General features: G+C 67.6%; 14 protein-coding genes. 4 read left to right on the forward strand and 10 right to left on the reverse strand.

Going from position 1 to position 19,846, the window contains the following annotated elements; translation table 11 throughout:
* Both ACTHK2_RS03115 and ACTHK2_RS03120 read left to right on the forward strand, forming a co-directional pair.
* Window positions 1-1,068, forward strand: coding sequence for a class III poly(R)-hydroxyalkanoic acid synthase subunit PhaC (locus tag ACTHK2_RS03115; protein WP_440244235.1), 1,068 nt, complete (start codon window positions 1-3; stop codon window positions 1,066-1,068).
* A gap of 189 nt (window positions 1,069-1,257) precedes the next feature.
* A complete protein-coding gene (locus tag ACTHK2_RS03120; protein ID WP_440244236.1) occupies window positions 1,258-1,587 on the forward strand; it encodes a lipid-A-disaccharide synthase N-terminal domain-containing protein in 330 nt (109 codons plus the stop codon).
* Window positions 1,588-1,801: 214 nt separating this feature from the next.
* Here ACTHK2_RS03120 and metH read toward each other — a convergent pair whose 3' ends face one another.
* The 3 genes from metH to ACTHK2_RS03135 all read right to left on the reverse strand — a co-directional run bounded on the left by metH (window position 1,802) and on the right by ACTHK2_RS03135 (window position 6,604).
* Window positions 1,802-4,492 carry a methionine synthase gene (gene metH, locus ACTHK2_RS03125; RefSeq protein WP_440244237.1) on the reverse strand — a complete coding sequence of 897 codons (2,691 nt, stop codon included), beginning with the start codon at window positions 4,490-4,492 and terminating at the stop codon, window positions 1,802-1,804.
* A gap of 97 nt (window positions 4,493-4,589) precedes the next feature.
* Window positions 4,590-5,681, reverse strand: a complete 1,092-nt coding sequence (locus ACTHK2_RS03130) for a homocysteine S-methyltransferase family protein (protein WP_440244238.1) — start codon at window positions 5,679-5,681, stop codon at window positions 4,590-4,592.
* A complete protein-coding gene (locus ACTHK2_RS03135; RefSeq protein WP_440244239.1) occupies window positions 5,678-6,604 on the reverse strand; it encodes an ArsR/SmtB family transcription factor in 927 nt (308 codons plus the stop codon). Before ACTHK2_RS03135 ends, ACTHK2_RS03130 begins: the two co-directional genes overlap by 4 nt.
* A 109-nt stretch (window positions 6,605-6,713) precedes the next feature.
* Here ACTHK2_RS03135 and ACTHK2_RS03140 point away from each other — a divergent pair, with 109 nt between their 5' ends.
* Complete coding sequence (locus ACTHK2_RS03140) at window positions 6,714-7,544, forward strand: hypothetical protein (RefSeq protein WP_440244240.1); 831 nt, start codon at window positions 6,714-6,716, stop codon at window positions 7,542-7,544.
* A gap of 141 nt (window positions 7,545-7,685) precedes the next feature.
* On the forward strand, window positions 7,686-8,846 hold the full coding sequence (locus ACTHK2_RS03145; protein ID WP_440244241.1) for an acyl-CoA dehydrogenase family protein: 1,161 nt from the start codon (window positions 7,686-7,688) through the stop codon (window positions 8,844-8,846).
* Between the two features lie 312 nt (window positions 8,847-9,158).
* On the opposite strand, the gene ACTHK2_RS03150 is transcribed toward ACTHK2_RS03145, so the two are convergent.
* The 7 genes from ACTHK2_RS03150 to ACTHK2_RS03180 form a co-directional block, all read right to left on the reverse strand.
* Window positions 9,159-10,958 carry a hypothetical protein gene (locus ACTHK2_RS03150; RefSeq protein WP_440244242.1) on the reverse strand — a complete coding sequence of 600 codons (1,800 nt, stop codon included), beginning with the start codon at window positions 10,956-10,958 and terminating at the stop codon, window positions 9,159-9,161.
* Window positions 10,959-11,754: 796 nt separating this feature from the next.
* A complete protein-coding gene (locus ACTHK2_RS03155) occupies window positions 11,755-12,105 on the reverse strand; it encodes a GFA family protein (protein ID WP_440244243.1) in 351 nt (116 codons plus the stop codon).
* Between the two features lie 112 nt (window positions 12,106-12,217).
* Window positions 12,218-12,973 carry a class I SAM-dependent methyltransferase gene (locus ACTHK2_RS03160; protein ID WP_440244244.1) on the reverse strand — a complete coding sequence of 252 codons (756 nt, stop codon included), beginning with the start codon at window positions 12,971-12,973 and terminating at the stop codon, window positions 12,218-12,220.
* A gap of 161 nt (window positions 12,974-13,134) precedes the next feature.
* Window positions 13,135-13,920 (reverse strand): lytic transglycosylase domain-containing protein, encoded by a 786-nt coding sequence (locus ACTHK2_RS03165; protein WP_440244245.1) that lies wholly within the window; start codon window positions 13,918-13,920, stop codon window positions 13,135-13,137.
* Between the two features lie 124 nt (window positions 13,921-14,044).
* The gene (locus ACTHK2_RS03170) at window positions 14,045-15,046 is read right to left on the reverse strand and encodes a DUF3187 family protein (protein ID WP_440244246.1); all 1,002 of its coding nucleotides are present in this window, start codon (window positions 15,044-15,046) and stop codon (window positions 14,045-14,047) included.
* A complete protein-coding gene (locus tag ACTHK2_RS03175; RefSeq protein WP_440244247.1) occupies window positions 15,039-18,218 on the reverse strand; it encodes an efflux RND transporter permease subunit in 3,180 nt (1,059 codons plus the stop codon). Before ACTHK2_RS03175 ends, ACTHK2_RS03170 begins: the two co-directional genes overlap by 8 nt.
* A gap of 110 nt (window positions 18,219-18,328) precedes the next feature.
* Window positions 18,329-19,519, reverse strand: coding sequence for an efflux RND transporter periplasmic adaptor subunit (locus ACTHK2_RS03180; protein ID WP_440244248.1), 1,191 nt, complete (start codon window positions 19,517-19,519; stop codon window positions 18,329-18,331).
* Between the last annotated feature and the right edge of the window lie 327 nt (window positions 19,520-19,846).

Consider the following 19,846-nt stretch of genomic DNA (forward strand, 5'->3'; position numbering starts at 1 on the left):
ATGGGCCCGATCAAGATCGAACCGACCAAGGCGCTCGACGAGGCGCTCACCACCCAACGCAAGCTCGCCGCGGCGATCGATACCCTGCGCAAGGTCGACGACGTCGACTTCGGCGTGACCTCGAAGGAAGCGATCTACCGCGAGGACAAGCTCGTCGTCTATCGTTTCCGCGGCGACCGCCCGCCGACGGCGAAGGTGCCCATCCTCATCGTCTACGCGCTCGTCAACCGCCCCTACATGGTCGACTTGCAGGACGATCGCTCGCTCGTCAAGAACCTGCTCGCCAAGGGCGAGGACGTCTATCTCATCGACTGGGGCTATCCGGACCTCGCCGACCGCTGGCTCACGCTCGACGACTACATCAACGGCTACATCGCGCGCTCGGTCGACGCGGTCGCGCGCCATGCGCGCGTGCGCAAGGTGAACCTGCTCGGCATCTGCCAGGGCGGCGCCTTCTCGCTGTGCTTCGCGGCGATGCATCCGCACAAGGTGCAGAACCTCATCACCATGGTCACGCCGGTCGATTTCCAGACCCCGGAGAACATGCTGTCGAACTGGGTGCAGAACCTCGACGTCGACCTGTTCGTCGACACGCTCGGCAACGTTCCAGCCGACCTCATGAACCTCTGCTACCTCATGCTCAAGCCGGTGCGTCTCAACCAGCAGAAGTACATCGGGCTCGTCGACATCCTCGACGACAAGGGCGAACTGGAGAACTTCCTGCGCATGGAAAAATGGATCTTCGACTCGCCCGACCAGGCCGGCGAGGCATTCCGCCAGTTCATCAAGGACTTCTACCAGGGCAACAAGCTGGTCAAGGGCGGCCTCAGGATCGGCGAGCGCGAGGTCAGCCTCGGCAACGTGACCATGCCCGTGCTCAATGTATTCGCCGAACAGGACCACCTCGTGCCGCCGTCCGCATCGCGCGTGCTCGGCGAGCACGTCGGTACCGACGACTACACGCAGATCGCGTTCCGCGGCGGCCACATCGGCATCTACGTCTCCGGTCGCGCCCAGCGGGAAGTGCCGGCTGCGATCCACGACTGGCTGGCGCAGCGCGCACGCTGACGCTCGACCGTATCGGAAGAGACGGATCCGCCGCGCGGGGCTAGATCCGCCCTGCGACCATCGCACCGTAGTGCTTGGGCGCGCCGCGCCGCCGACGACTCGGGGAATCGGCCGCCTCTCGCGAAACCACGCCGAAAGCCCATTTGCGGCATGCTGTCGGCTCTCCGAACCGATCCGCGCGAGCCTGCCATGAGCGACGTCCTGTTCAACCTGTACGGTCTCACGATCACGCCGTGGAAACTCGTCGGCCTGCTCGGCACGTTCCTGTTCACCGCGCGCTGGTTCGTGCAGTTCTACGCGACGAGGAAATCCAAGCGCGTGGTCATGCCGATGTCGTTCTGGTATCTCTCGATCGTCGGCAGCGTCATGACGCTCGCGTATTTCATCTGGGGCAAGAACGATTCGGTCGGCATCCTGCAGAACGCGTTCCCGATGTTCGTGTCGGTCTACAACGTCTACGTGCACGTGCGGCATCACCAGCCCGAAGTAGTGAGTCCGGGCGGTTCCGAAGAAAACTGACCCGCGCGTAGGGCGGTACGCGCGGAGCGCGTGCCGCCGCCCGATCACGCATCGCGTTAACCGTTCGCCTCGAGCGCGCGCCTCCGGTCGGAGCGCAGGGCCCTCGCCCAGGTAATACCTGCCTGCCGGCGCTTGGATCCGCCCGCCTCGCGGGCTGCGCTCAGCGCGAACGGTGTTGTCGCGTGGCGTTGCTGGGTGTGCTCGCCCGCCGTCGCTACTCCGGATCGTAATCGAGGTTCGGTGCGAGCCAGCGCTCGGCTTCCGCGAGCGACCAGCCCTTGCGCTTCGCGTAATCCTCGACCTGCTCCCTGGTAAGGCGGCCGACGACGAAGTACTGGCTCTGCGGGTGCGCGAAATACCACCCCGAGACGGCGGCGGTCGGGAACATCGCGTAGCCTTCGGTGAGTTCGATGCCGGCGTTGTTCGTCGCGTCGAGCAGGCGGAACAACGTCGCCTTCTCGGTGTGGTCCGGGCAGGCGGGATAGCCCGGCGCCGGGCGGATGCCGCGGTATTTCTCGGCGATGAGATCGTCGTTGCCGAGTGCCTCGTCCGGCGCGTACCCCCAGAACTCGCGCCGTACGCGTTCGTGCAGGCGTTCGGCGAACGCCTCGGCGAGACGGTCGGCGAGCGCCTTGAGCATGATCGACGAATAGTCGTCGTGGTCGCGTTCGAAGCGTTCGAGATGCGCCTCGATGCCGATGCCTGCCGTCACGGCGAAGGCACCCACCCAGTCGGCGCGCCCGGACGAACTCGGCGCGACGAAGTCGGCGAGGCAGAAATCCGGGCGTTCGACCGGCTTGTCGGCCTGCTGGCGCAGGTGGTGCAGGGTCGCGACGCGGCCCGTATCGTCGTGCAGTTCGATGTCGTCACCGACCGATTGCGCGCGCCAGAAGCCGATCACGCCGCGCGCGGTCAGCCATTTTTCGGCGACGATGCGCTCGAGCATCGCGCGCGCGTCGCGGTACAGCTCCTTCGCCTGCATGCCGACCACCGCGTCGTCGAAGATCGCCGGATGACGGCCCGCGAGTTCCCACGCGTTGAAGAACGGCGACCAGTCGATCCGCTCGACCAGTTCCGCGAGCGGGTAGTCGTCGAACACGTGGATGCCCGGCTTCTTCGGCGCCGGCGGCTCGTAGTTGGCCCAGTCGCCGTCGAAACGCTGGGCTCGCGCCTTGTCGAGTGGCACGAGGCGCTTGGCGCCGCTGCGATCCTTGTGTCGCTCGCGGATCTCGGCGTAGTCGGCCCGCACCTTGTCCATGAACGCGTCGACGAGCTCCTTCGACACGAGCGACTGCGCGACGCCGACCGCGCGCGAGGCGTCCTTCACCCATACCGTCGGCGACTTGTAATGCGGTTCGATCTTCAGCGCGGTATGCGCGCGCGAGGTGGTCGCTCCCCCGATCAGCAGCGGGATGCGCAGGTCCTGCCGCTGCATCTCCTTGGCGACATGGCTCATTTCCTCGAGCGAGGGCGTGATGAGGCCGGAGAGGCCGATCATGTCGGCCCGTTCGGCGATCGCGGTGTCGAGGATCCTCTGCGCCGGCACCATCACGCCGAGGTCGATCACGTCGAAGTTGTTGCAGCGGAGCACGACGCCGACGATGTTCTTGCCGATGTCGTGCACGTCTCCCTTGACCGTCGCCATCACGATCTTGCCGTTCGACTTTCCGGTGTCGCCGGTGCGTGCCTTCTCCGCTTCGATGTACGGCAGCAGGTAGGCGACCGCCTTCTTCATCACGCGCGCCGACTTCACCACCTGCGGCAGGAACATCTTGCCGGCGCCGAACAGGTCGCCGACGACGTTCATGCCGTCCATCAGCGGGCCTTCGATGACGTCGAGCGGCCGCGTACTCTGCGCCCGAACCTCCTCCGTATCGGCTTCCACGAAGGCATCGATGCCGTGCACGAGCGCGTGCGAGAGGCGTTCGCGCACGGGCAGGGAACGCCAGGCGAGGTTCTCGACGACGACGTCGCCCTTCTTCGCCTTGTAGCGTTCGGCGATCTCGAGCAGGCGCTCGGTCGCATCCTTGCGCCGGTTCAGCACGACGTCTTCGACGCGTTCGCGCAGCTCGGGGTCGAGGTCGTCGACGATCGGGAGCGCGCCCGCGTTGACGATGCCCATGTCCATGCCCGCCGCGATCGCGTGGTACAGGAACACCGCGTGGATCGCCTGGCGCACGGGCTCGTTGCCGCGGAACGAGAACGACACGTTCGAGACGCCGCCGGAGACGTGGCAGCCGGGCAGGGTCGCCTTGATCGCGCGCGTCGCCTCGATGAAGTCGACCGCGTAGTTGTCGTGCTCCTCGATGCCGGTCGCGATCGCGAAGATGTTCGGGTCGAAGATGATGTCTTCCGGCGGGAAGCCGACCTGCTCGGTGAGGATGCGGTAGGCGCGCGTGCAGATCTCGACCTTGCGCGCGCAGGTATCGGCCTGGCCCTGCTCGTCGAACGCCATCACGACGGCGGCGGCGCCGTAGCGCAGCACCTTGCGCGCATGCTCGATGAAGGCTTCCTCGCCCTCCTTGAGCGAGATCGAGTTGACCACGCCCTTGCCCTGCAGGCAGCGCAGGCCCGCTTCGATGACGCTCCACTTCGACGAGTCGACCATCACCGGCACGCGCGCGATGTCCGGCTCGGACGCGATGAGGTTGAGGAAGCGCACCATCGCCGATTCCGAATCGATCAGGCCCTCGTCCATGTTGACGTCGATGATCTGCGCGCCGCTCTCGACCTGCTGGCGCGCGACCTCGACCGCCTCGGCATAGCGTTCTTCCTTGATCAGCTTGCGGAACTGCGCGCTGCCGGTGACGTTGGTGCGCTCGCCGACGTTGACGAACAGCAGCTCGGGCGTGATGACGAGCGGTTCCAGGCCGGAGAGGCGTGTGGGGCGGGGTGTAGCTGGCATCGTTGCGGATTCTCGCTTCGTCGCCCCGGCGCACGCCGGGGATCGAATGTGTGATCGGTGGCGCGGGTGCGCGGCCGGGTCCGTCGGGACGACGGCGTCACGCAGCCTGCGCGTGCATGGCCGGCAGCGCGCGCGGCGCGACGCCCTCGACCGCCTTCGCGATCGCCTCGATGTGCGCCGGCGTCGTGCCGCAGCAGCCGCCGACGAGATTGAGCAGGCCACTGCGTGCGAATTCACCGATCAGCATGGCCATGTCGGCCGGCGTCTCGTCGTTTTCGCCGAACGCGTTCGGCAGGCCCGCGTTCGGATGCGCGCTCACGCAACAGCCGGCGACCTGTGCGAGGACGTCGACGTACTGGCGCAGTTCCTTCGCGCCGAGCGCGCAGTTGAGGCCGACCGACAGTGGTCGCGCATGCGCGACCGAGGCGTAGAACGCCTCCGCGGTCTGCCCCGAGAGCGTGCGGCCGGAGAGATCGGTGATCGTGCCCGAGATCATCACGGGCAGGCGGCCGCCGCGTGCGTCGAATTCCTCTTCGATGGCGAACAATGCGGCTTTCGCATTGAGCGTGTCGAAGATCGTCTCGACCATGAGCGTGTCCGCGCCGCCGTCGATGAGGCCGCGCGTCGCTTCGCGGTATGCCGCGCGCAGTTCCTCGAAGCTCGTGTTGCGAAAGCCGGGGTCGTTCACGTCGGGGCTGATCGAGGCGGTACGGCTGGTCGGCCCGAGCACGCCGATCACGAAACGCGGGCGCGACCGATCCTTCGCCTCGGCCGCGTCGCAGCAGGCGCGCGCGAGGCGCGCGCCTTCGCGATTGAGTTCGTGGACGAGATGCTCCAGGTGGGAGTCGGCCTGGCTGACCGAGGTCGCGTTGAATGTGTTCGTCTCGATGAGGTCCGCGCCCGCGTCGAGGTAGGCCGTGTGGATCGCACCGATCACGTCCGGGCGTGTGAGCACGAGGAGATCGTTGTTGCCTTTGAGGTCGTGGCCGGGATGCGAGACCGGGTCGCGCGTCGGCTCGTGCTGCGCGTCGAAACCCGCGGCGAAACGCGCGCCGCGGTAGTCGGCCTCGTCGAGCCTGTAGCCTTGCACCATCGTGCCCATCGCGCCGTCGATGACGAGGATGCGGCGCGCGAGCGCGTTTTCGAGCGCGCGCACGCGCGCGGGATTGAGATAGGGCAGGCGGCTCATGGTTTCCTCGCGAGCAGGCTCATGACTTCGAAATGCGGCGGGCGGCGTTCGCGGGTGAGGCGCTCGCAGGTGACCACCTCGAGGCCGGCCGCGCGTGCGAAGCCGGCGAGTTCGTCGGCGATGAAGCCGAGGTTGCGATGCTCGAATGGTTCGACCGCGGTGCGGTGCGCATGGCGGCCGAGCGTCGCCGCGAGCAGGCGGCCGCCCTTGCGCAGCACGCGGGCGCCCTCGGCGACGACCTGGGCGGGGCGGTCGCTGTAGGTGAGCGCGTGCATGAGCAGGACGAGGTCGAAACGGGCCGCCGGGAAATCCAGTGCGTGCCTGTCGCCGATGCATACGTCCACGTTCGCGAAGCCCCTGAGGCGCTGGCGCGCCGCCTCGACCACGCGTGCGCCGGCGTCGACGCAGACGATCGAGCGTGCGCGCGGCGCGAGCAGTTCGGCGAGCACGCCATCGCCGGAGGCGACGTCGAGCACGTCGCCGGTTTCGACCAGCTGGGTCATGCCGCGCGCAAGCGTCTCCCAGGTGCGACCCGGCGAGTAATGGCGCTCCATGTCGCCGGCGACACTGTCGGCCCAGCCCTCGGCGCGCGCGCGCTTGGCGAGCACGCCGGGCAGGCGCCGCTCGTCGTCGCGCAGCAGGGCGTCGTCGACGCTGTCCTTGAGCGCGCGCAGCAGCGCGCCTTCGCGCACGTCGAGTTCGCCGTTGTAACGGTAGTAGGAAGACACGCCGGCGCGGCGGTCGCGCACGAGGTCGGCTTCCTTGAGCTTGGCCAGATGCGTCGACACGCGCGGCTGCGCTAGCCGCAGCACCGCGGAGAGTTCCGCGACGGTGAGCTCCTCGCGCTCGAGCAGGGCGAGCAGCCGCACGCGCGTCGGATCGGACAAGAGCCGCAACAGCGCGGAAGTGGCGGCCAGATCCACTATCTATCCTTTCATCTTGATTGAAAGATGGAAGGCCGAAGGGTAGCCGCTGGGGCATGCAGCGTCAATGGGACGGCGCACGCGGGCGATGCCGCGCTATGCTCGAGGGATGCGTTCACATGATCGTGCGAGGCGGTTCGCCCTCGCGTTGCAAGCCGGCTGCTGGGTCGCGTTAGCCGTCGGCGCCCGCGCGAGCGGGCTGGAAGACGACGAACTCGGCAAGTACTGGAGCGCGGATGCGGCGCACGTGCCGTACCGCGCGGTCGTCACCGACGGGCGCCGCGACGGCGAGAAGCTGCCGCTGATCGTATTCCTGCACGGCGACTGGCAGGACGGCACCGACAACGAATCGCAGCTCGCGGGCCGGGGCAACGGCTCGTTCGAACTCGTCGACGCGGCGCGCGAGGGTGGCATCCCGCTCGTCTTCGTCGCGCCGCAGACGACGGGTGCCTACTGGCCGCCCGCGCGTGTCGCCGCAGTCGTGCGCGACGCGCTGCAGCGCTGGCCGATCGATCCGCGCCGCATCTATCTCACCGGCATTTCCGACGGCGCGACCGGCGTGTGGGATGCGCTCAAGGCCTGGCCGCGCTGCTTCGCCGCCGGCGTGCCGATGTCGGGCATGACCGAACTCGCCGGCCTCGGGCCCATCCGCGACGTACCGCAATGGATCTTCCATGGCCGTGACGACGACGACACCGATGTCGAGAAGGGTTACGACGGCGCGATGGTCGGATCGCGCGCGGTCGTGCGCGCATTGCGCGCGATGGGCGGGCGGCCGCGCTACACCGAGTACGCGAGCGGGAAGCACGTGATCTGGCCGCGCGCCTATGCCGAGGACGCATTGCTGCCGTGGATCCTCGACCAGGCGCTGCCCGGCAGGCCCTGCGATTTCACTGTCCCGCGCATCGACGCGGCGGAAACGTTAAAATCCCGCCCCTGACCCTTCGCATCGCCGTTTCCGCGCTCGTGCGGGACTCCTCTGCCAGGCCGGCTCGGTGCCGATCGCCGCAAACGCGTCAACGGCTCCCGCCTTCGCGGGATACATGCACGGGTGCCTCATACGACCATCCCAGGAGCTCCCATGGACTTCCGCTACACCGACGACCAGTTGTCGATCCAGGCCATCGCGCGCGACTTCGCGCACAAGCGCATCGCGCCGGTCGCTGCCGAACTCGACAAGTCCGGCGAGTTCCCGCTCGACAACGTCCGCGAGATGGGCCAGCTCGGCCTCATGGGCATCGAGGTGCCGCACGAGTACGGCGGTGCCGGCATGGACACGATCGCCTACGCGCTGGCGATGATCGAGATCGCCGCGGCCGACTGCGCGCACTCGACCATCATGTCGGTCAACAATTCGCTGTACTGCAACGGCATCCTCAAGTACGGCACGGAAGAACAGAAGCAGAAGTACGTGCGCGCGATCGCCACGGGTGAAGCGATCGGCGCCTACGCGCTGACCGAACCGCAGTCCGGCTCCGACGCATCGGCGATGCACACGCGCGCGACGAAGAACGCGGATGGCGACTGGGTCATCAACGGCAAGAAGAGCTGGATCACGTCCGGTCCCGTGGCGAAGTACATCGTGCTGTTCGCGATCACCACGCCGGGTGTCGGCGCCAAGGGCGTCTCCGCCTTCATCGTCGACACGACGCGCCGGGGCTTCCATGCCGGCAAGACCGAACCGAAGCTCGGCATCCGCGCGTCGGCGACCTGCGAGATCGAGTTCACCGATTACGTGTGCCCGAAGGAGGACATGCTCGGTCCGGAAGGCAAGGGTTTCGCGATCGCGATGGGCGTGCTCGACGCCGGCCGCATCGGCATCGCCTCGCAGGCGGTCGGCCTGTCGCGCGCGGCGTACGAAGCGAGCCTCGCCTGGGCACGCGAGCGCAAGGCGTTCGGCAGCCCGATCGGCTCGTTCCAGATGATCCAGGCGAAGATCGCCGACATGAAGTGCCGCCTCGACGCGGCGACCCTGCTCGTGCTGCGCGCGGCGTTCGCGAAGACGCAGACCGAGGCGAATGGTGGCCGCTTCAGCACCGAAGCGTCGGTCGCGAAGCTGTACGCGTCGGAGGCGGCGATGTTCATCACCCACCAGGCGGTACAGATCCACGGTGGCATGGGCTACTCGAAGGAAATGCCGCTCGAGCGCTACTTCCGCGACGCCAAGATCACCGAAATCTACGAAGGCACGAGCGAGATCCAGCGCCTCGTCATCGCGCGCAACGAAACCGGCGTGCGCTAGCAGGATGTTAAAAAAGGCGCTATCCAGCGCTTTTTCAACTCAGCGAGTCCGGCGCATGTCCGGACTCGCTTCCGCGATTCAACGACGTGCGTCGTCGACTCGCGAGCGATCCATCCCTGGATCGCGTCCGCAGGCCGTTTTTCAACAGCCTGCCAGTCGGCGCTGCGCACCCGGAGTTCTGCGGGCGCTTGGAGGCACACCGCACAGCGGAACACACGGAGAAGCCGGAAAGAGACCTCCTTCCCGCGCTTCTGCGTGCTCCCGGTCAGTGCTGCGACCCGCCCTCGTCCGTGTCTTCGTGCCGTTCGTGTTTCACTCTTTTCGCTTCGGCTGCGGCTTCCCGGTCCAGTCGACCTCGCCGGAGCTTGCAGCGCGGGAAGGCAGCTCGTAGCCGTCCGCGAAGATCACGTCGGTCGTACTGAATTCGACCACGTAAGCATTCGTGCCGCCGCCGATGTCGAGGCGCCAGCCGCGGTTGTACGTCTCGTTGCCGTCACTGAGCGTGGTCCAGTCGAGCGCGCTCAGGGTCGCGGTGGCGGGCGAGATCACGCGGATCTTCAGCCGGCCGGCGGTCGCCGTTGAGCCGATGATCTGCGGTTGCACCGGCGTGTTGACCTGGAACGTCGCCGTCGTGCCCGCGCCGAGCGCGAATGCGTCGGTGACGGTGAGCGTGCGATCGGCGAAATCGACCGTGCGTTGCCACGACGTGACGGCGCTGTTGCCGTCATAGGCGGGCGTAAGGTCGGCAACGGCATGCACCGCGCCGCCCGCGCCCGGCGTCACGCTCATCGTCGAGGTCGTGCCTTCGCGCTGCGGCACGACCGAACCCGCACGCTCGAAACGCACGACGTTGTTCGTGTCGGTGCCTTGCTGGATGCCGCTGTGCGTCCAGATGTTTTCGGTCACCGCGAGCCAGTCGCCCTCGAACAGCGTGAACGCGCCCTGGTCCTGGTGCGCATGGCTCTGCAGGTAGGGACCCGCGGAGAAGCCGAACCACATGGCGCCGGTGTCCCAGCCCGTGCGCGCGAACAGCTGACCGGTGCCGGTTGCGTGATGGACGAGCGCCGACGGCGGCGCGCCCGCAGGTCCCGCGGGCATGAGGTTGTGGCGGTAGTTGAAGCTGCTTTCCATTGCCTGGTCGGAGATCGAATGCAGCCACCACGACGCGTTTGCGCGCGCGGTCGCGTCATTGGACACGTCGAGTGCCTCGAGCATGAGGTGCCGGTGGTAGTCGTAGATGACCGGCTCGGACACGCGGGCCTGGTCGCCGATCGCGGCGACGCGGTCGCGCGTCGGTACCGTCGCGTGGATCCACCAGAGGATGCTGTCGTCGACGTGGTCGTTCGCATTGCCGATGTCCGACGCGGTGGAATCGCGCCAGACGCGGTAGAGCTGGAACAGCGTGCCGTGCGAAAGGCCGTACGCGGTGCCTTCCTGGCTGCCGCCGCCGGGGATCGTCGCGGTGTAGGCGAGTTGCTCGGGCCAGCGCACGTCCTGCAGCAGGTTCTTCCACGTCGTGCTGTCCGAGGCGAGGCCCCAGTACATCGTCGCGCGCAGGAAGCTGTAGTGGTAGTTGTTGGCCGGATCGTCCACGCCCCAGCCGGGCCATGGATGCGGATGCCCGCCCCATTGCGCGCTGGCGTGATGCCAGACATTCCATACGGCTTGCTCGGCGTAGTTGCCCCAGCGCGTGCGCTGCGTCGGGGTCATGTGGCTCGCGCACCAGTCGTAGGCGAGCGCGAGGTCCTCGATCATCGGCCCGACCTCGAGGTACTGGTCGCCTGCGATGTCCGGCACGCCGCCACCGGCGATGTCGCTCTCCGCCGCGGCGACCTGCGCTTCGACCGTCGCGACCGCGAGCGCCGCGTACTGCGCCTGTCCGGTCAGCTTGTACATGTACGCCGCGTCGGCGCCGGAAAAGCCGTAGTCGGGATTCCCGGCCACGGCGCGGTCGACATAGGCCTTGAAGCGCTGGAATTCCGCCGAGCCCTGGTCGACCCACGACAGGTCGATCACGACCGCGGCGTCGGCACAGGGCGTGGCAAACAGGCCCGCGAGCGCGATCGCGCGCCAACACCGGATTCCGGGCATGGTGCGTACCTCCTTGGACATGCGGATGCATCCTACGTCGGTAAACGCTTTTGGAATGCGAACCGCGCCATGCCGCGGCGCGCGCGTGCGAAAAACAAGCCGCATCTGCCGCGCGCGGTAGCGCGCCGAGGCCGGCGTGCTCGGACCAGTGGCGTCATTCCCGCGAAAGCGGGAAACCGGTTTTTCCGGCGCCTTCGAATCGGCAGCGGCCGTTTCCGGAAATTGCTCGGCAGGAGCCCGACACGAACCGCGACCGCTTCGCGGCTGCGGCCTAGCAGGCTGTTGAAAAGCAGCCTGCTAACGCGATCCAGGGATGGATCGCTCGCGAATCGACGACGCACGTCGTTGAATCGCGGAAGCGAGTCTGGACATGCGCCGGGCTCGCTGAGTTGAAAAAGCGCTGGATAGCGCCTTTTTCAACATCCTGCTAGGGCGCGTCCGTACCCTCGGCGTTCGTGCCGGACGGCCGTGGGGCAAGCGGCGCTCCGCAATGCAGGCAGCGACCGGTCGGCCAGGCCACGCCGAAGAAACCAGCTGAACCGCATCCAGCAGAGGCGATTGCAACGCGGGCAGGGCCAGAAGAGAAGATGCAGCGTGAGAACGATCTAGATCGCCACCAGGACAACGAGCAGCACCGTGCTTTGCACGATCATCGCGGCTGCAAGAGCGCAAAACACGATCGGCCGGGCCAGGCCGCCTTGCCGGAACCTGCGGCTTTCCCCGTGCGTGATTCCGCGATCGTCCAGGCAAGGCACCTGCTACTGCTGCTGATCCAGCTCGGCGCCGGGCAGCATCGACGCACCCGGATTAACGCGAATCAGAGCGCGCGTCCGTCGAAATGGTGCACGGGGATCGTCGAAAGATCGAGACCTTCGATGCAACGCAGGTTTATCGCGGCCATCGGCTGGCCCTGCGGATTCGTCGCCTCCGCGTACGGATGGATGCCGCATTCGGGACAGAAGCGGTGGCGGATCGCGTGCTTGTTGAACGTGTACGTCTTCGCGGCGTCCTCGGGCGTCCTGAGCTTCAGGTTCTCGCGCGGCACGAACCAGAGCAGCGAAGCCTTGCGCGCGCAGATCGAGCAGTTGCAGGCGAGGCCGCTGTCGATTTCGCCTTCGACGTCGAAGGCGACGTTTCCGCAGTGGCAGCTTCCGGTGTAGGTGGTCATGGGATTTGTCCGCTCCGTTTTGACGGCGATCCGCCGAGTGACGCCACTCTAGTACACGCGCGCAGGGCGTGTGAGCAACATTCGCGTCGCGAATTTCCGCACGCGCGCGGATTCAGTCGACGTAACCGGCGACCATCACGCGCTTGCCGTGCACGAGCTGTTCGTAACCGTCGGCAGGTGGCGGCACGAGTTCGACACGGCTGAAGCCGACCTTGCGCATGATCCAGAACAGCGCTTCGAGACTGGGCACGAGGCAGATGCCGGTCGTGCTCGCTTCCGGGCCGTGCGTGTCGTCCGTTTCGTCGATGATGCCGAACGAGCCTTTGAGCGGTCGCACGAAACGGTAGCTGCCGTAGTCGACCATGCCACTCAGGCCGGGCACGACCTGCGTCTCGACCACGCACATGTGGCGCGTGAGCGCACGCGCCTGGCGCAGCGCGCCGATCGGGTTCTCGAGATGGTAGATGAGGCCGAGCATGAGCACGAGATCGAACGGGCCGAGGCCACGCTGGTCTAGCGCGTGCACGTCCGACTGCAGCACCGCGAGTTTCGACAGGCCGAGCGCGTCACGAATCGTCGTCGTATCGGCGACGTGCTCGGCACGTGCGTCGACGGCGAGCACGCGGTCGGCCCCCCATTCGAGCAGCTTGGTCGAGAACCAGCCCTGGTGGCACGCAATGTCGATCGCGTCGTGACCCGCGAGCGAACCGCCGAAGCGCGCGCCGACGACCCGCCGCAGCATCTCGAGGCGGCTTTCGTGGATCTGGTCGAGTGCGCCGTCGTCGTAGGTGTTCGTCATGCGTCCGCTCGGCAGCGTGAAGCGGTAGAACCAGGTCTTGTCGAGGATGCGTTGTTCGTCGGCGCTCATCGGAATCGTCGTGGACAGGCAGGGCGGCGATTCTATCAGGCGGCCGCGTGCGCCTCGCCTGGCATGTTTTGCGTGGGAGCGACTTCCAGTCGCGATGCTTTCGGGGTACGGGCAGGAGCATCGCGGCAGGAGCCGCTCCTACGGCGTAGCCGCCCGAACCTTCATTGGGCGGGGGCGAGCTGGTCCGGGAGCGGTGGCAGCTTCATCGCCTTGCGGTAGCGAGCGTGCAGGGCCTGCACCTTGGCGACGTATTCCCGGGTCTCGACGTACGGCGGTACGCCGTTGTATTGCGCCACCGCGCCGGCGCCGGCGTTGTAGGCTGCGGCGGCGAGCACGCGGTCGCCTTCGTAACGTGTCCACAGCGATTTCAGCAGTTTCGCGCCCGCGAGGATCGACTGCTTCGCGTCGAACGGGTCTTTCACGCCGTAGTCGGCGATCGTCTCCGGCATCAGCTGCATGACGCCGCGCGCGCCCTTGTCGGACGCGGCCCGGGGGTCGAAATAACTTTCCGCGTGCGCGATCGCCCGCAACCACGCTTCATCGACGCCGGTCTTCTTCGCGGCCGCTTTGAACTCGCGCGGAAACGCGTCCATGCGCGGCGTGCCGACCTTGCCGAGCCCTGCATGCGCCGGCGATCCCGGCGGAGTCGCCACGGTGAAGCCGAGCACGGGCGTGGAGCCGGGCAGGTTGCGCGTGCTGTAGACGGTTCTCCCGTCCTGCTCGCGCTTGTACAGCGTGCCATGGAACACGCCCATCTGGCCCCAGAGGTTCGGCAGCGCTGCCGCGTCGTCGTCGAGTTCCTTCGCGAAGCATTGCGAACCGGGCTCGGGCGCGGTCGCGAGGCTCACCGTGCCGTCACGGATGCAACGGTAGACCGTGCGTGCGCTCGCCGGCGCGATCGGCAGCAGGGCGATCGCGAGCGCGATGAAGGATCGCAAGGGACTCATCCGGGAGGATTGTAGGGCGAGGGCGTGAATGATGGCGGTATCGGCCGCCGCACGCCTTCCCGCGAGTTCGCAGGGTGGGACGCAGCGGCGCGACGACCCGCATGGATGCGGGGCCAGAGCGCCGTCAAAGCGTCAGCGAGAGGAAAAACGTGACGTCTTGCGCGTGTCTCGCTATCGCGTCCTCGACCAGCCCGGCGCGCAGGGTCCATCCGCCCTTCGCATGCCATGCGGACGACACCGCGAGGGTCGCCACGTCATCGAGCAGCGGGATTGCGCTGTCGTAGAGCGCGCCGTGCCATTGCAACTGCGCGGCGACGTCCCAGCCCGGGCGCAGCGCGACGCCGAGCGTCGCGTCGGCGAACGGGACGACGTCGTTGGCGCGCGCGGGCAGCAGTTCGGTGTCGCCGCGGCGCATCGCGCCGACGCGGATGCCCCATGGCAGGCGCGTGGTCGCGTCGGTCGACTGCGCGGCGAGCCAGAGGCTCGCGTCGACGGCGCGGTCGTCGACGAGCGGGTTCGCGTGCGTGGTCGGCAGCTTGACCGTCGCGCCGAGCTGCCATTCGTGCGCACCGGCGGGCATGCGCCAGGCGAGGTCGACGAGCAGCGGCGCTGCGGCATGCAGGCGGCGATCGAGCGCGATGCGATCACCGGCGTCGTCTTCGTACGCGATCGCATGGCCGTCGCCCCCGAGGCGGCCGCGATCGCCGTTGTCGAGGCCGAACGCGCGGTGCCAGTCCTCGATGAAGCCGTCGAGGAACCCGTCGCCGAACGACACCGCACCGATCGTCGCGCGCGCGATCCAGCGCTCGCCGAACGCGTGCGTCAACGCGAGCTGGGCCTCGTGGAATTCGCCGTCGTAGAAAAGGTGTTCGCTGCCGCGATCGAATGCGAGTTCGGTGTTGCTCGCGCTCGCGACGAGGTCGACGCGCCACGCGTCCGGCGCGGCGGAGGGCGGCGCGAACGGCAGCCCGCTCGCGGCGACGAACGGATTCGCGTCGCGGTAGAGCAGCCACGGCGCAGCACCGTCGGCCGATGCGAGCCCGGGCAGCAGCGCGGCCGCGAATGCACCGAGCCAGGCGCGACGGGCCGCGACGCGGCGGCCCGGGCGCGACGCCGCATCAGCCATGCTGGTGCGGCGAGGAGGTCGCGGCGAGCGTTTCCTCGGGTGGTTCCATCGTGTCGCCGAGCAGGCGCCGCACGATCACGTAGAAGATCGGGATGAACAGCACGCCGAGGAAGGTCGCGAAGATCATGCCGCCGATCACGCCGGTGCCGATCGCGTGGCGTGCGTTGGCGCCGGCGCCGCTCGAGATCGCGAGCGGCAGCACGCCGAGGATGAAGCAGAACGAAGTCATGAGGATCGGCCGCAGTCGCAGGCGCGCGGCGTCGACCACCGCGGTGGCGAGCTTGCGCCCGGCGCGCTGTTCCTCGACCGCGAACTCGACGATCAGGATCGCATTCTTCGCGGCGAGGCCGATGATCGTGATGAGGCCGATCTTGAAGAAGATGTCGTTGTTGAGGTTCGCGTCGAAGGTGTGGCGCATGAGCGTCGCGACCAACGCACCGGTGATGCCGACCGGCACGACCAGCATGACCGCGAACGGAATCGACCAGCTCTCGTACAACGCGGCGAGGCAAAGGAACACGACGAGGATCGACAGCGCGAACAGCAGCGGTGCCTGGTTGCCGGAAATGATCTCCTGCAACGACTGGCCCGACCACTGGTAGCTGAAGCCGCTCGGGAAGTCCTTGCCGCCGATGATGTCCTGCATCGCCTGCATCGCCTCGCCCGAGCTGTGCCCCGGCGACGGACCGCCGTTCATCTGGATCGCCGAATAGCCGTTGTAGCGGGTGAGGCTCGGCGAACCCATGCTCCATTCGGTGCGCACGACGTTCGACAGCGGCACCATCGGCCGCGTGCCGTCGGGCGAGGCCGCGCCGAGGCTGCTCGGCACGTAGAAATGGCTGACTGCATCGGGCGACATGCGGTAAGCCGCATCCGCTTGCATGATCACGCGCTGCACGCGGCCCTGGTGGAAGAAGTCGTCGACGTAGACAGGCGCGAGCATGAGCTGGATCGCCGAGTAGACGTCGGTGAGCGAGACGCCCATCGACTGCGCCTGCACGCGATCGACCGTCATCTTGATCTGGGTGCTGTCCTCGAGCCCGTTCGGGCGCACGCCGGCGAGCAGCGGCGATTTCGCCGCCGCGCCGAGCAGCTGGTTGCGCGCCGCGATGAGTGCGTCGTGGCCGGCGCCGCTGCGGTCCTGCAGGTACATCTCGAAGCCACCGAACTGCGACAGGCCCGGGATCGTCGGCAGGTTCAGCACGAACACCTGCGCGTCCTTGATCTGCATGAAGTTGGCGCCGTTGAGCTGCTGCGCGAGCGCGCTCGACACGTGCGGTCGCTCCTTCCACGGCTTGAGACGGTAGAACACCATGCCGACGTTCTCGCCCTGGCCGACGAAGCTGTAGCCGGATACCGTGACCACGCCCTCGACGTCGGGGTTCTGCCGGCCGATCGAGCGCACCTGTTCCATGACCTTGTTGGTGCGATCGATCGTCGCACCCGGCGGCAGCTGCACGATCGCGAACAGGTAACCCTGGTCTTCCTCCGGCACGAAGCTGCCCGGCAGGCGCGTGAACAGGAAGCCGCAGAGCACCGCGATCGCGATGAACACGACGAACCAGGTCGGCGCATGGCGCACCGCGGTCCGCACGTGGCCGGTGTAGATGCCCTGCGTCCAGTTGAATGTGTCGTTGAACCAGCGGAACACGACGTTCTTCTTCGTGTCGTGGATCGGCTTGAGCATGCTCGCGCACAGCGCCGGCGTGAAGGCGAGGGCGAGGAATGCGGAGAAGCCCATCGACACCGCGATGGTCAGCGCGAACTGGCGGTAGATCGCGCCCGCGCTGCCGCTCTGCATCGCGCTCGGGATGAACACCGCGGCGAGCACGACCGCGATCGCGATGACCGCGCCGGTGATCTGGCCCATCGCCTTGCGCGTCGCTTCCTTCGGCGACAGGCCTTCCTCGGCCATGATGCGCTCGACGTTCTCGATCACGACGATTGCGTCGTCGACGACGATGCCGATCGCGAGCACCATGCCGAACAGGCTCAGCTGGTTGATCGAGAAACCGAGCATCCACATGCCGAGGAAACCGCCCATCAGGGCGACCGGGATCACCAGGGTCGGGATCAGCGTGATGCGGAAGTTCTGCAGGAAGATCAGCATGACGAGGAAGACGAGCACGATCGCCTCGAACAGCGTCTTGACCACTTCCTCGATCGAGATCTGGATGAAGTCGGAGGTGTCGTACGGGATGAACCACGACACGCCCTTCGGGAAACCCGGCTGCAGTTCGGCGAGCTTGGCCTTCACCGCCTTGGCGACCCCGAGCGCGTTCGCACCGGTGAGCAGCTGCACGCCGAAGCCGGCGGTCGAGGTGTCGTTGTACTTGAGCGCGAAGCCGTAGCTGCCCGGGCCAATCTCGATGCGCGCGACGTCCTTGAGGCGCACGGTGGTGCCGTCACTGTTCGCGCGCAGCAGGATGTTGGCGAACTGCTCGGGCTCGCTGAAGCGGCCCTCTGCACGCACGGTCGCGGTGAAGTTCGCACCGCCCGCCGACGGCTCGGCGCCGACCGAACCCGCGGCGACCTGCACGTTCTGGCCGCGCACGGCGGCGAGCACTTCGCTCGCGGACAGGCTGTAGCCGTGCAGCTTGTCCGGGTCGAGCCAGATGCGCATCGCGAATTCGGAACCGAACTGGAACGCACTGCCGACGCCGGGGATGCGCTGGATCTGGTCGAGCACCTGCGTCGCGACGACGTTGTTGAGCGCGTAGGTGTCCATCGAGCCGTCGTCGGACTTGAGCATGCCGACCATGAGGAAGCCCGGGTTCACCTTCGACACGGTGATGCCCTGCTGGATCACCTCGGTCGGCAGGCGCGGCTGCGCGAGCGAGACGCGGTTCTGCGTCTGCACCGCGGCGATGTCCGCGTTGGTGCCAGGCTCGAAGGTGAGCGTGATCGACGCACTTCCGCTCGAGCTCGAGCTCGAACTGAAATAGAGCAGGTGGTCGACGCCGGTGAGCTGCTGCTCGATGACCTGGGTCACGGTCTTCTCGACCGTGCTCGCGTCCGCGCCCGGATAGACCGCGTTGACCGCCACCTGCGGCGGCGCGATCGTCGGGTAGGCCTCGACGCCGAGCTGGCTGATCGCGATCACGCCGCCCAACGTGATGAGGATCGCGATGACCCAGGCGAAGATCGGACGCTCGATGAAGAAACTGGGCATGGTGTGGGTTCCGGAAATGGCTGGAATCGCGGACGCCGGCCACGTGGGCCGTCATACGGGTCGGCGCCCGCGCGCGGTCCCGAGGGCCGCCGCACAGGCGCGCGCGAACCTCAGTGCTTTTCGCCTTCGGCGCCGGCCGGTGCACCCTGGGGAGCCTGGCCATTCGCGTCCGGCTGCCACGGCACGGCCTTCGCCGGCGCGTCCGGCTGAACCTTCTGCACGCCGGAGACGACGACCTGGTCGCCGTCGGCGAGACCGCCGGTGACGATCCAGCTGTCGCCCTGGAGCGTATCGGCCTCGATGCGTTTCTGCGCGACCTTGCCGTCCTGGCCGACCACGAACACGTAGGCGCCCTGTCCGTCGCGCTGCACCGCGCGCTGCGAGACGAGCCAGGCGTGCTTGAGCTCGCCGAGGCTCAGGCGCACGTTGACGTACATGCCCGGCAGCAGGCGGTGCTGCGGATTGGGCACGATGCCGCGCAGGGTCACCGCGCCGGTCGCCGCATCCACCGCGGTGTCGGAGAAGTCGAGCGTGCCGGTCTGGTCGTAGGCGCTGCCGTCCGGCATCGTGATCTCGACCTTCGCCTTGCCCTGTTCATAGAGTTGCACGTCGCCCTTGGCGGCGGCGCGCCGCATCTGTTCGAGCGAACCCACCGCCTGGCTGAAATTGACGTACACGGGGTCGATCTGTTCGACAGTCGTGAGCAGGGTCGCTTCGCCCTGGCCGACGAGCGCGCCTTCGGTCACCTGCTGCTTGCCGGCGCGGCCGGCGATCGGGGCGGTGACATTGGCGTAGCCAAGGTTGATCTTCGCCGCTTCGACTTTCGCCTGCGCCTGCTTGACCGCCGCGGCGGAGGTGCGCTCTGCCGCGTTCGCGGCGTCGACGTCTGCCTTCGACAGCAGGCCTTTTTCGGCGACCGAGCGCGCGCGCTCGGCGGCGACGTGGTTGTTCTGGTAGGTCGCCTGCGCCGCGGCGAGGTTGGCGAGCTGCGCGTTCAAGGTCGCGCGCAGCGGGGCCGGATCGATCTCGAACAGCAGCTGGCCTTCCTTGACGTCGGTGCCTTCGGTGTAGGCGCGCTTCTGCAGCACGCCGGCGACGCGCGCGCGCACGTCCGCGGTGCGCACCGCGCTGAGGCGTCCGACCAGTTCCTGCACGAGCGGCACGGTGCCGGCCTTGGCGACGACCACTCCGACTTCCGGCGGCGGCATCTGCTGCTGCTGCGGCGCCGGCTTGCCGCAACCGGCGGTGATGGCGGCGAGCGTAGCGACGGCGACAGGGGTCAATGCGCGATGCAACTTCATCGTGGAGCTTCCTGTTCTCGGATGCGTAGAGGGGCAGGCGGCCGATCGGAGGACGGCGGCGTGCGCGTGCGTCGCGCGAGCCGCGTCGGCAGCGGCGCGACTATACCGCCGGGTACAGGAACATGCATCCTCGCGGTTGCGGATCGTGCACGGGTCCGATGGCACTTTACGAACTGCGCGCCATGTGGACACATCGTGTTGGCACAGCGGTGCGACCGTCGCTTCAGCTGGCGTAAAGCGTCCGCCTTCGTGCCGAACGTCCGCACGCGCCGCGTCGATGCGGAAGAATGCGCGGGCAAAACCCGCGCGGTGCACGTTGCCGTGCGC

The sequence above is a fragment of the Dokdonella sp. genome, assembly GCF_051958935.1.
In the GTDB taxonomy this organism is placed as follows: domain Bacteria; phylum Pseudomonadota; class Gammaproteobacteria; order Xanthomonadales; family Rhodanobacteraceae; genus Dokdonella_A.

What these genes read in the sequence shown, in the direction of transcription:
- metH (WP_440244237.1), bottom strand. Translation starts at nt 4,492, where the DNA reads ATGCCAGCTACACCCCGCCCCACACGCCTCTCCGGCCTGGAACCGCTC.
- ACTHK2_RS03180 (WP_440244248.1), bottom strand. Translation starts at nt 19,519, where the DNA reads ATGAAGTTGCATCGCGCATTGACCCCTGTCGCCGTCGCTACGCTCGCC.
- ACTHK2_RS03150 (WP_440244242.1), bottom strand. Translation starts at nt 10,958, where the DNA reads ATGTCCAAGGAGGTACGCACCATGCCCGGAATCCGGTGTTGGCGCGCG.
- ACTHK2_RS03130 (WP_440244238.1), bottom strand. Translation starts at nt 5,681, where the DNA reads ATGAGCCGCCTGCCCTATCTCAATCCCGCGCGCGTGCGCGCGCTCGAA.
- ACTHK2_RS03115 (WP_440244235.1), top strand. Translation starts at nt 1, where the DNA reads ATGGGCCCGATCAAGATCGAACCGACCAAGGCGCTCGACGAGGCGCTC.
- ACTHK2_RS03175 (WP_440244247.1), bottom strand. Translation starts at nt 18,218, where the DNA reads ATGCCCAGTTTCTTCATCGAGCGTCCGATCTTCGCCTGGGTCATCGCG.
- ACTHK2_RS03165 (WP_440244245.1), bottom strand. Translation starts at nt 13,920, where the DNA reads ATGAGTCCCTTGCGATCCTTCATCGCGCTCGCGATCGCCCTGCTGCCG.
- ACTHK2_RS03145 (WP_440244241.1), top strand. Translation starts at nt 7,686, where the DNA reads ATGGACTTCCGCTACACCGACGACCAGTTGTCGATCCAGGCCATCGCG.
- ACTHK2_RS03160 (WP_440244244.1), bottom strand. Translation starts at nt 12,973, where the DNA reads ATGAGCGCCGACGAACAACGCATCCTCGACAAGACCTGGTTCTACCGC.
- ACTHK2_RS03120 (WP_440244236.1), top strand. Translation starts at nt 1,258, where the DNA reads ATGAGCGACGTCCTGTTCAACCTGTACGGTCTCACGATCACGCCGTGG.
- ACTHK2_RS03170 (WP_440244246.1), bottom strand. Translation starts at nt 15,046, where the DNA reads ATGGCTGATGCGGCGTCGCGCCCGGGCCGCCGCGTCGCGGCCCGTCGC.
- ACTHK2_RS03140 (WP_440244240.1), top strand. Translation starts at nt 6,714, where the DNA reads ATGCGTTCACATGATCGTGCGAGGCGGTTCGCCCTCGCGTTGCAAGCC.
- ACTHK2_RS03155 (WP_440244243.1), bottom strand. Translation starts at nt 12,105, where the DNA reads ATGACCACCTACACCGGAAGCTGCCACTGCGGAAACGTCGCCTTCGAC.